13 protein-coding genes and 1 pseudogene are annotated in these 10,208 nt (G+C 48.9%); 10 read left to right on the forward strand and 4 right to left on the reverse strand.

The window, feature by feature from the left end; translation table 11 throughout:
• From BUB23_RS26155 to BUB23_RS26175, 5 genes are all read left to right on the forward strand, one after another.
• Positions 1–429: integrase core domain-containing protein (locus tag BUB23_RS26155; RefSeq protein WP_143161059.1), on the forward strand; the 429-nt coding region annotated here is incomplete at its 5' end.
• A 153-nt stretch (positions 430–582) separates the two neighbouring features.
• Positions 583–1,449: an AAA family ATPase gene (locus tag BUB23_RS26160; protein ID WP_073110324.1), complete on the forward strand. Its 867-nt coding sequence runs from the start codon at positions 583–585 to the stop codon at positions 1,447–1,449.
• Between the two features lie 2 nt (positions 1,450–1,451).
• The gene (locus tag BUB23_RS26165; protein ID WP_073110327.1) at positions 1,452–2,132 is read left to right on the forward strand and encodes an HNH endonuclease; all 681 of its coding nucleotides are present in this window, start codon (positions 1,452–1,454) and stop codon (positions 2,130–2,132) included.
• Positions 2,133–2,446: 314 nt separating this feature from the next.
• Positions 2,447–4,273, forward strand: a complete 1,827-nt coding sequence (locus BUB23_RS26170) for an ATP-binding protein (protein ID WP_073110329.1) — start codon at positions 2,447–2,449, stop codon at positions 4,271–4,273.
• Between the two features lie 226 nt (positions 4,274–4,499).
• Positions 4,500–5,135: a hypothetical protein gene (locus BUB23_RS26175; RefSeq protein WP_073110332.1), complete on the forward strand. Its 636-nt coding sequence runs from the start codon at positions 4,500–4,502 to the stop codon at positions 5,133–5,135.
• Positions 5,136–5,250: 115 nt separating this feature from the next.
• Here BUB23_RS26175 and BUB23_RS26180 read toward each other — a convergent pair whose 3' ends face one another.
• Both BUB23_RS26180 and BUB23_RS27905 read right to left on the reverse strand, forming a co-directional pair.
• Positions 5,251–5,787 carry a hypothetical protein gene (locus BUB23_RS26180; RefSeq protein ID WP_073110335.1) on the reverse strand — a complete coding sequence of 179 codons (537 nt, stop codon included), beginning with the start codon at positions 5,785–5,787 and terminating at the stop codon, positions 5,251–5,253.
• Positions 5,788–6,055: 268 nt separating this feature from the next.
• Positions 6,056–6,325: a hypothetical protein gene (locus BUB23_RS27905; RefSeq protein ID WP_143161151.1), complete on the reverse strand. Its 270-nt coding sequence runs from the start codon at positions 6,323–6,325 to the stop codon at positions 6,056–6,058.
• A 181-nt stretch (positions 6,326–6,506) separates the two neighbouring features.
• Here BUB23_RS27905 and BUB23_RS26190 point away from each other — a divergent pair, with 181 nt between their 5' ends.
• The 5 genes and pseudogenes from BUB23_RS26190 (at position 6,507) to BUB23_RS26215 (ending at position 9,205) form a co-directional block, all read left to right on the forward strand.
• Positions 6,507–6,845 carry a type II toxin-antitoxin system RelE/ParE family toxin gene (locus BUB23_RS26190; RefSeq protein ID WP_073110341.1) on the forward strand — a complete coding sequence of 113 codons (339 nt, stop codon included), beginning with the start codon at positions 6,507–6,509 and terminating at the stop codon, positions 6,843–6,845.
• Positions 6,842–7,123 carry a helix-turn-helix domain-containing protein gene (locus BUB23_RS26195; protein WP_073110344.1) on the forward strand — a complete coding sequence of 94 codons (282 nt, stop codon included), beginning with the start codon at positions 6,842–6,844 and terminating at the stop codon, positions 7,121–7,123. Before BUB23_RS26190 ends, BUB23_RS26195 begins: the two co-directional genes overlap by 4 nt.
• A gap of 318 nt (positions 7,124–7,441) precedes the next feature.
• Positions 7,442–7,774, forward strand: coding sequence for a BrnA antitoxin family protein (locus BUB23_RS26205; protein WP_084136279.1), 333 nt, complete (start codon positions 7,442–7,444; stop codon positions 7,772–7,774).
• A gap of 518 nt (positions 7,775–8,292) precedes the next feature.
• Positions 8,293–8,407 (forward strand): annotated as a pseudogene (locus BUB23_RS27520) (XRE family transcriptional regulator); the annotation flags it as partial.
• Positions 8,408–8,554: 147 nt separating this feature from the next.
• Positions 8,555–9,205, forward strand: coding sequence for a hypothetical protein (locus BUB23_RS26215; RefSeq protein WP_073110353.1), 651 nt, complete (start codon positions 8,555–8,557; stop codon positions 9,203–9,205).
• A 332-nt stretch (positions 9,206–9,537) separates the two neighbouring features.
• Here BUB23_RS26215 and BUB23_RS27130 read toward each other — a convergent pair whose 3' ends face one another.
• Positions 9,538–9,756: a hypothetical protein gene (locus tag BUB23_RS27130; protein ID WP_178372406.1), complete on the reverse strand. Its 219-nt coding sequence runs from the start codon at positions 9,754–9,756 to the stop codon at positions 9,538–9,540.
• Between the two features lie 205 nt (positions 9,757–9,961).
• On the reverse strand, positions 9,962–10,208 hold a 247-nt coding region (locus BUB23_RS26220; protein ID WP_178372320.1), incomplete at its 5' end, for an ATP-binding protein.

The following is a 10,208-nucleotide window of genomic DNA, read 5'->3' on the forward strand; positions in this document are numbered from 1 at the left end:
CTGGTGATCGACTGCCATACCCGTGAACTGTTGGGCTGGCATTTGTCTCGCAGTGGTAAGGCAACGACCGCAAGCAGTGCGCTCGAACATGCCTTGATCGCTCGATTCGGTACGTTAGGCCGTGTTCCCGCGCCATTCTTGCTACGGTCGGACAATGGGCTGGTTTTTACCTCTCGTAGCTACACGGCGCTGGTGCGCAGCTATGGGCTCCGCCAAGAATTCATTACGCCGCACTGTCCACAGCAAAACGGCATGGTCGAGCGAGTGATCAGAACGCTTAAAGAGCAATGTGCCCATCGGCACCGCTTCGAATCCATACAGCATGCCAGCCGTGTCATTGGTGACTGGATTCGCTTTTACAACCACCGGCGACCCCACCAGGCGTTGGCCATGAAAACCCCGGCCGAGGCATTTGCATTAGCCGCATAAACTGAGCAGATTCTGCTGGGTCATTACACGATCGCATATAACAACGGTTTGTCTGCGTCGTTACTTGTACCGGACAACGGGGCAGCCTCCTATACCGTCGAAATTAGGGGGCAAGCGCAACTGCACGGCCTAAGTATCAATTCACATAGGCCGATGCAAAATTATCAAGCAATTAGCGCCATTCCCACTAATGCCATAAATGCTGAGCAAGCGTATCAAGCATATTTTGGTGAAGTGATGCAACGTTACAACAACGGCTATACCCAATTTTCGCCGACTTATCGGATGAAAGAGACTTTGATTTCGATGGCGATGTTTGGGGCGGGAAATCAATATGTAGAGAAAGATGAGTCTCTCGAAAAATTATTTTTGAACTTTAAAAAAATATTGTCAGAAATCCTTCCGCCATCAATCGGATTCCAAGATATCAGTGTACGGATTCCCGATGTTGTGCTGGTTACCCATTCTGGAGAGTTTATGATCGACGCTGCCTCCGGCGGCTTGATGTCACTAATCGATCTAGGGTGGCAAATATTTTTGTACTCTCATAATAAAGACGACTTTACGGTGCTTCTTGATGAGCCTGAGAATCACCTCCATCCGTCGATGCAGCGGAGCCTGCTGAGCAGGCTCTCCACAGCGTTTCCGCGTGCGCAGTTCATTGTTGCGACTCATAGCCCGTTTATGGTCTCCTCCGTCAAAGATAGCATTGTCCACGCCTTGAGATATGAAAGCGCAGACGGTGCCGTTGAAACGGGTGAGTTCATTACGTCTAGGGTTTCTTCTGTCGAATTAGACCTAGACACACGCGCTGCAACTGCCAATGAAATCTTACGCGACGTATTAGGAGTTCCAGTCACACTCCCTCAATGGGCTGAGGAGGATTTACGGCGAATTACAAATCAACTAGATATTCGTAGCATCACATCTGAAGGATTGGTCGACTTAAGGAAAGATTTGTCCGAGGCGGGGCTGAGTGAATATTATCCCGAAGCGTTGAAAATGGCGGCAGAGCGATAATAATGATAAAGCTGACAAAATCCCCCCCACCGAAGACCCTCGTGGACAATGGCGCAGCGTGGACAGCAACATTACTAGGGAAAATCGCTTCTGGCGTCGAGCCGACGCAAGCGGAGAAAACTCGGTACAGAAATAAAGACATTAAAGCGGCGCTGGAAATGGAGACCGCTGGAAAGTGTGCCTATTGTGAAAGTAAACTCAAACACATTCACCATGGCGATGTGGAGCATATCTACCCAAAATCACTTGATCCCTCAAAACAGTTTCAATGGGATAATTTGACGCTCGCGTGTGAAATTTGCAACCAAAACAAATCTAATCGTGATCCTTATATAGAAAATATCATTGATCCTTATAATAAGCGACCGGAGGAGCATATTTGCTTTTATGGCGCGATGGCATTTTCATTGGGTACAGCAGAAGGAGTAAGCAGTATCCATTTGCTGGATCTCAACCGAGCCGCATTGGTTGAAATGAGAGGTGAGACAATTAAGCGGATTATGGGTATTTTTGATACGCTTTTCCGGCACGACCTTCCCTTGGCAGCAAAGAGAGCAATCCTCGAAGATCTTGAACGCAACGAATCGGGAGCTAGTGCACAGTTCTCTGCTATTGTCCAAAGCGTAATATTGCATATGAAGAAAAAGCTTCCAGTCGATTTGGCGGAGCCTTCTGCGCTTTAACGAATCCGCCAGCCACCTCCAGCGAGCGGATAGCCGCCTTTGACTGTGTCCAATTAACCGGTAAAGCACAACGAAGGGCCGCTTAGGGTCGGGCTCGGCCATTGGGTTTTGGCTACAATCGGCCAAAAGCGGACACTCGAAATCGAAATTGTGTCTAAGCGCATCACGATTGGCTTTATTACACAGGTAAATAACATCTGAAGACTTCCCATATAATTCAAAATAAAAGCCCCTCAACTGAGCACTCTTATTAAAATTTGCCTACGCATGGCGCGGGGACGGTTAGAACTGAGTGAGATTAAATCAATTTTTTTATGAAAATAAAACTAAACACAGAATATAAATCAATAAAATATTTGAACGAAATTGATCTGCCTAACTTTGTTATATTGACTGGGTTGAATGGTGCGGGAAAATCGCAATTACTCCAGTCAATTACCTCAAAAAAGACGGTGCTCGAGGATGGCGAAAAGGTACTTACTAAAATAAAAACACTTTCGGATGGCCTCGGCGCCATCTCCTCCACAACGTTTTATGGTAGTGATCTTGAGCGCTTCTGTATTGAAACTGAGCAGAAAATAACTAGTTTCAATTACCACAAAAAAAACTTCCCTCAGTCGACCTATAACTTCGAGTCTTATTTTTCTAATGACGAAAAACATATAATCCGGCAAATTCTTAAATCAGGGAAAAAGGGCAGCGAGCAAGATCTTGGCTATATCACTCGCTCCGAGATATTACAGCACGTGCCGCCTGACTATGTGGCGCCTAAGAAGGTTAAGCAATTCGCATCGCCAGACCTTTTTCAAATGGATTTGTCACGAGTTTTCAAGGTCTACCACATCCACCTTGAAGATAATGATTACAAATGCTATCTAAAAGAGAAAAAAAACAGGCCTGATATTGAAGCACTTTCACCTACAGAGTTCGTTGCTAAGCATGGCGAACCACCGTGGATTCTGGCAAACGAGATACTAGCCTCAGCCAATATGGGGTACCAGTTCACAACACCCGAAGGGCAAGGTCGCGACGATCGATTTACCGCTAAGCTGATTAATCAAAGTTCTGGTGTTGAAATCAGTTTTTCTGAATTATCGTCTGGTGAAAAGGTAATTATGGCTTTATCGTTAGCTTTATACACAGCAGAAGACGACAGTGAATATCCTGAAGTGTTATTGCTGGATGAACCTGACTGTCACTTGCATCCGTCCATGGCTGGCAAGTTGTTAGACGTTCTTAATGAGGTTTTTGTTTCTCGACGAGGCATTAAGGTCATAATGACAACACACTCGCCATCTACTGTGGCACTTGCCCAAGAAGAAAATCTGTATGTAATGTCAAAAGAGGCTGGGAGACTTTCAAAACAGACGAAAGATAGATGCATAAAGACATTAACGGCAGGGATCCCGGCATTAAGTATAAAGTATGAGAATCGAATCCAGGTTTTTGTCGAGAGCAAGCACGATGCGAAGAACTATAGTTCAATTTATGAACTGCTCAAAGATCGATTAGAAAATGATATATCTTTAAACTTCATCTCATCTGGAGCAGGAGGTTCAGGTAGCAGTGAACAGGTACAGGAAATCGTCTCGCTAATGCGAAAGAATGGCAATGGAACCGTCTTTGGCGTTATTGATTGGGATGGCAAGCGTACTTGTGGAGATTTTGTGAAGGTAATAGCGAAAGGAAGGCGCTATAGCCTCGAAAACCTTATTCTGGACCCTTTTCTATTGGCACTATATCTTCTAAGGGAGTCTTTAATTTCGCCAGAGAAAATTGGTTTGAGCTCACGCATTAGTTATCCGATGCTTGGTGAATTAAGTTTGCCAGATCGTCAGAAACTAGCCAAATATGTGGTTGACGAGCTGCGGGAAAATGCAAATATCCCCACCTCTCGCGACTTTATCATGGCAACCTATCTTGACGGAAGCAAACTTCATCATGAGGACTGGTACTTCAATATAAATGGCCATGACCTTGAAGAACTTGCAAAGCTTACATTTAAGCCATTGAACAGATTTCGCGGCGAGAACGACCTCAAGCATGATTTAATTAGAAAGATAATGCGGGATTTCCCACAATTTGTTCCAGTTGAATTCTATGAGGTGTTTCGTTCACTTCAGACTTGTCATTTAGATTAATTTTCCGCTATCAACTTATAGGTCGGGTGGCAGCTTCGGGTCGGAAACTGCCCACCACGAGCGGCGGCTCGCGGCCAGGAAGCGGACAATCCGCCTATCCGAAAAATTTTAGATCTTCCTAAACTTACACATGCGTTTTCTTCCCAATGATTCGGATTAGGCTAAATCTGTGTGAGGCAACAAGCCTTAGCTTGCGTTATGTCGCCAATTTGTAGTTAGAAATCATATGAGCAATCCTTCATTGACCCCATCCCCGGAAACGCATGTAGGTGTCGGCGGCGATTTCGCACGCGTGTTTGACACTCAAGACTATCTGATCATGTTCAACTCACTCGACGAGGTGAGCGTGGTTCTTCGGGCACACATGATTCTGGAAGAGTTCCTGAATATTTGGTGCAATCGAGTTACCAATACAGAAGACCTATTCGCTGGCACGTTTGTGCCGTTCAAAACTAAGTTAATCGTTGCGCGAAATTTGGGCCTTGCTTCGGAGTATGAAGAAATCCTTGATCGGTTCAATGAAATAAGAAACCGTTACTCGCACAGGCGAAAATACGCTCTTGAAGAATCCAGGTTGAATAGCATTAAGGATAAAGTTAACGCTCTCCACTCAGAGCCACCCATGCTCCCGTGCGAGGAATATCACATATATGCTCAGGGCCATGATCAGTTCGGTCGTCCGCAGGAGATCCGCCACGAGTGGTCTTCAACTGATATGAAGAAAAAGGTCCTCTTGGTTGTTGTGCAACTGGTCATGAAACTTGTTCAGTGGATGCAGGCTGAGTTCAACCGCAGAGGTATTCAGTACAGCTTAGTGACTTGGCCCGTTTCAGCACCAGAAAGTGGCAGCGCCCCAGCTTAACTTCCATCCCCATTAATGGGGGTGGAAGTTAAGCTGTAATTGACCGCTTTGGGTCGGCAGCGGTCGACCGCGAAGCACGGCTGCACGGCCAATAACGGGCACCAGATCACTTCGTTTAGACTCCGATGCACTTCTTGAACGAAGCGGCGGACGAGTTTAAATCCCCCTGCGATGGATTGAAAATTCCTCTAACGTACAGATCCCTCAACAAACGAGTCTTCTTTATGTTCCAGAGTCCGGGATTTGTTTTCAGACACGCAGCGATCAACCAATCCTCTAGGAACTCAATCGCTGGCTTTTTCCCACCAGCTTTGGCCAATGTCGTTGCTCTGCCCTTGGGCGTGGTCGATGGGAGAAAGTACAGGACCGGATTACCGTTCTTGTAGCCGTCGAATATCTCGTTGTACAACTGCAGGTGTTGATCGTTCGTGGCCTCTTTCATGACAGGCTGTCGCTCTGCTTTGCCAACGTACCATGGGATGATTCGCTGTGCGCCGGAGGGTTTTATCCCAAATATATAGCAACCAGGGGCCGTTGAGAGAACGCCGCCATATTCGCTCGCTGCGATTACCTCGCGCATCGTTATCACGTGTTCTTTCTTTATGATAGTCCTCGTATTTAGAAAGTACGGGCCGAACACTTCGAATTTCATCGCCACTCCTCCTGAAATGAAATGTATCAGAAATCAGGAAAAGGCGGTTGCAGCGTGCACCTGGAGCGGCGACAGGCGGTGTGGTCGTTCTGAGAGAGGCCTGCCAGCGTCGGCGGCTTAGGGTCGAAAGCAGCGCCACCCAACTGCTCTATCTATCGAAAAATCGCTATTTACGGATAAGGCCTGGCCACTTACACATTCCATGAACTAGAGCTGAATAAGAATTCATTTGGTCGCCATCCCTCCTTCGTTGGGGTCTTCGAGGACTTCAACGCCGCCCCCCGGGTAGTGTGCGAATCAAATGACCCTGTTCGTCGTAGCCAACGGCACCGCCCGCATCGCGCAGGGTTTTCATGTCCTGAGTGGATTTTGCCGATGGGGTAGCCAAAGCGTTGCCCAGGCTTTCCTCGAAGGCCATCAGTTCATTGCGGGAAAGCAGTCGGACATCGAGTTGACCGTTGAGCGCGGCCCGCACCCGATCTATGTCGAATCCCGGGACGGACTCGACGGGTTGGCGCAGGCGAACCCAGTATTCGATCTGGCCGCTGAGGGTACGGCTGAAGGTATCGGCACCGCGCCGGTATGATCAACAAGGGAAAAGATTTTCACTGCGCGGGTGGTTTATCGCACCGCTACATATTATTGAGGCAGCAGCCAATATGCCAATAAACGGCGGCATTGGACTTGCCAGAACATACAAAATATTGTATAAATCACACATGTCCCCGCTTAAGCCTGTCGAGTTCCTCGGAAGCTCGCTTGACGATTTTCGCGCTTTCCCGCCTTCTGCCAAGCGCGAAGCTGGTCACCAGATCGATCAGGTTCAGAACGGTTTGGATCCGGATGACTGGAAGCCCATGAACACAGTTGGCCAGGGCGTCAGAGAAATCCGCGTTCGAGATAGTGCTGGCGCCTTCAGGGTCGTCTATGTTGCCAAGTTCGCCGATGCTGTCTATGTGATCCACTGCTTTCAGAAAAGGACGGAGAAAACCAGCAAGGCGGATATAGATCTGGCCTCGAAGCGTTATCGGGACCTATTGCAGGAGTTAAGCAAATGAGCAAGCAACGATTTACCAGCATCTGGGATGCCATCGAGGACACCCAGGAAGTAGCGGAAAACATGAAGCTTCGTTCAGTCCTCATGACAGCTCTGAAGCAACATATCACTCGCGTCAAGATGAGCCAGGCCGACGCTGCCAAGCTTTTTGGCGTGACCCAGCCTCGCGTCTCTGATCTGATGCGTGGAAAAATCAATGTTTTTGGTCTCGATGCGCTGGTAAATATGGCCACTGCAGCCGGGCTCCATATTGAGATGCGCGTGCTTGAACCTGCCTGACGGCGCCGACGCGTACTCACATTAGACTCATGGAGAGGCGATAGATCCGCTTTCGGCCAATAGTAGGCACCAAGCGAGGAACGATGAGCGCTTCGCTTTCATCTCCTGGATCGCTGAGCATCCAGATGCTGGCGACGTGATTCCAGGCGCTGACGGTGCGCGCAAGGTGCGTTGGTCGCGCTCAGGCATGGGTAAACGCGGCGGTGCAAGGGTGATCTACTTCCATCTGGTCGATGACGAAATCGTACTGTTGGTAATGATCTACACCAAGGCCACACGGACCAATGTGAAAGCCAAGGACATTAAGCGGAGTTGACCATGAAGACCTTGAAGAGACTGGATGTGGACAAGGTAACGGCCGCCATTGAGGCCGACGCTGGCCAGGCGCTGCCTGGACTGCGCGAAGCGCTGGTCGAGGCCAAGGCGGGCCGGTTCGCCCAGATACATACGCCGGAACAGATCACCAAGCGTCGGGGGCGCCCCCAGGGAAGCACTCAGGCTGTGACGAAAGAGGCTGTGAAGCTGCGTCTGGATGCTGACGTGTTGGCCGCATTATGCGCCAGCGGTGATGGCTGGCAGACTCGTATCAACGACACACTGCGCGCATCTTTGGCGCTGAGTGGTAAGGTCAAAACCCATCCGGTAGGTTGACGGCCTGAGCCCGAATCGGGAACTGTCTTAGCCGAAATGTCATCTATTCACCACTCCAAACTGTAATAGCGTGGCTACCAATACGCACAACGGCCTTAGACCATCACGAACCCAATACTGATGTAGTGGACGAGAGCATCGAGGCTTTCACGAATTCGCTGCCTACAGTTCTTCCGTTACTGGTCCCTGAGCTATCGGGGGCGCAAATAACAAGGCCACTCCCACCACCGCAGGTAATGAGTTGGTTGAGTCGAAATTCAAACCTCGTCGAATCAAGACTCTTCGATATTTATGCTGTATCTGCTAGGGTAGCTTTTCTCATCAAAACAAAGTGAAACCTGGCGACGACACTCGCTTCTTGAGCGCACTGGCTGCTTGGTACCTAGAGAAGGCCATTTCACTTTGCTTGCATCTTGGCGAATTGGCCTATCCTGGTACGATCATGACCGCAGAAGGAGCCCTAACTGACGAGTTGGGGATTCTTGCAGGGATAGAGAAAAAATACTTTCTTCCCTGTGCGAGTCTCTGATCTGATGCGCGGAAAGATCAACGTTTTTGGTCTTGATACGCTAGTAAATATGGCCAGCTGCGGCTGGGATCCACATTGAAATGCGCGTGCTTGAGTCTGCCTGAAAGCGCCGACGCATACTCACAGTGGACTCAAGGAGAGGGGAGAGGCGATAGATCCGCTTGCGGCCAGAAGCGGCCATTCGACATTGATTCTATATAGTCTAAAATCGCCTGCTAAATTGCGCTACTACACCATATCACATGACACTCATGACTCAGTTTGACTTATCGCTTTTGTCCGATGACACCGCAGAGGTGGATATGTGGAATTGGATGGAAGTTCGCACAGAACCCCTGTCTGCTGCGGACTACCTTTCATTCGCTGCCCTTGATTTGGTAGATGGGAAGACTTCCCGACATCTGGTCAATGCGCTTTCTAACGCCAAAAAAGCTCTGCATTTACGTCTCGAGGACCTTTGCTTGGGGTTCGGTGCAGTAGATCTAAAGAACCTTAGAACCTTCCCAGCGCTGATAAAGTATATCCGCGAGTGTGGGCTCGTTGCTCCTCGAGTGCTAGACCGATTGAATGCGCAACGCAATGCGGTTGAGCACGATTACATACTTCCGGTTGAACCTGATGTTGAGACGTTCGTGGATGTAGCCCATTTATTTGTGGCTGCCACTGATCGATGGGTGTCCAGGCGCCCGTGTCAAATTGGCTGCTCAGGCATCGAAGTTTCGATTAATGCATTAGAATTTGATCTGACTCAAATCGCTTTTGATTGGCCTCAAGGCGTAGCAGCGCTTATTTTTAAGGAGTCCAAATCGGTCGCCAGAGCATTAAGTGAAAGGATTGAGTACAAATCCCCTTCCGCCGAGTTTTTTCAATGCGTAAGATTTGCTGTTCGCCACTCAGATTAGAAGCTCTTAAGTGCGGAATTTTATTTTTTTGAAGAGCCAGACGGCATTCCTTTGGAGAAATTGCAGCCACTGATGAGTCTAAAGTTTGTACACTCACTCACCGCGTTCGCGGTCGATAATTCGTCCATCGGCGGCTCTGAATCGGAAGCGGGCATCCGCGTATGTTTGCTACCGGCCATAAGCTGTCGTTCACAATTCCAATCGGTCAGCCTTGGACTCTGAGACATAGCTGATGATCTATTTAGAATGTCCACCCCTTAGTACCTATCGGTGCATCACCCAAAGCCCACCTCGACGCAGAAAAAATTTGAACCGCTTTTGGACGCGCTCGCCTAATGATCAGCTTGTGGATAACCACACAGGCAATGCGCGTATACCGGCATACTCCGAAAGGTGGCCAACGTGTCTAAAGACGAGAAGAAAAGCAAAGGTGAGTCTTCAAAATCCAGCAAGGAATCGAAAGACAAAAAGTCATCACCGGCAAAGAAATCAGCTGCGGCGTCAGCTCTTTCGAAATCTTCCGAGAACGTCTGATCCTGCAGTTTCAGCATGACAAAGCGTTTCGGGAATCGCTGATTGGAAGGTATGCACAGAAGCTTACAGGCGAAGATTTTCTTCGCGCCGAATCCCTTTACGAGCGAGACACTCGCCAGCTTCTTCGCCTGAAGTTCGAAGGTGTCAACGCCGGTTTAAAACTGACCCACTTTCCGGCTTTTCGGCCGGAGTAAAACTGACCCACCCGGGCCTCCAATTTTCTTAAGCTTTTGCCTTCACCTGGCCGGCTTTGCGTTTATCTTTAAGCCGGTAACTTTCTCCGGCGATCTGAACAATATGCGCGTGGTGCAGCAGGCGATCGAGCATGGCAGCCGTTAAGGTCTGGTCGTCGGCGAACGCTGAAGACCACTGCCCGAAGGGCAGATTGCTGGTCAAGATAATGCTGGCGCGTTCATAGCGCTTGGCGACCACGTTAAAGAATAAATTTGCTTCCTCGCGTCCGAAGGGT

The sequence above is a fragment of the Pollutimonas bauzanensis genome, assembly GCF_900129885.1.
Taxonomy (GTDB): Bacteria; Pseudomonadota; Gammaproteobacteria; order Burkholderiales; family Burkholderiaceae_B; genus Pollutimonas; species Pollutimonas bauzanensis.

What these genes read in the sequence shown, in the direction of transcription:
- BUB23_RS26160 (WP_073110324.1), top strand. Translation starts at nt 583, where the DNA reads ATGCAAAATTATCAAGCAATTAGCGCCATTCCCACTAATGCCATAAAT.
- BUB23_RS26175 (WP_073110332.1), top strand. Translation starts at nt 4,500, where the DNA reads ATGAGCAATCCTTCATTGACCCCATCCCCGGAAACGCATGTAGGTGTC.
- BUB23_RS26190 (WP_073110341.1), top strand. Translation starts at nt 6,507, where the DNA reads ATGTCCCCGCTTAAGCCTGTCGAGTTCCTCGGAAGCTCGCTTGACGAT.
- BUB23_RS26195 (WP_073110344.1), top strand. Translation starts at nt 6,842, where the DNA reads ATGAGCAAGCAACGATTTACCAGCATCTGGGATGCCATCGAGGACACC.
- BUB23_RS26205 (WP_084136279.1), top strand. Translation starts at nt 7,442, where the DNA reads ATGAAGACCTTGAAGAGACTGGATGTGGACAAGGTAACGGCCGCCATT.
- BUB23_RS26165 (WP_073110327.1), top strand. Translation starts at nt 1,452, where the DNA reads ATGATAAAGCTGACAAAATCCCCCCCACCGAAGACCCTCGTGGACAAT.
- BUB23_RS26215 (WP_073110353.1), top strand. Translation starts at nt 8,555, where the DNA reads ATGACTCAGTTTGACTTATCGCTTTTGTCCGATGACACCGCAGAGGTG.
- BUB23_RS26170 (WP_073110329.1), top strand. Translation starts at nt 2,447, where the DNA reads ATGAAAATAAAACTAAACACAGAATATAAATCAATAAAATATTTGAAC.
- BUB23_RS26180 (WP_073110335.1), bottom strand. Translation starts at nt 5,787, where the DNA reads ATGAAATTCGAAGTGTTCGGCCCGTACTTTCTAAATACGAGGACTATC.
- BUB23_RS27130 (WP_178372406.1), bottom strand. Translation starts at nt 9,756, where the DNA reads ATGCTGAAACTGCAGGATCAGACGTTCTCGGAAGATTTCGAAAGAGCT.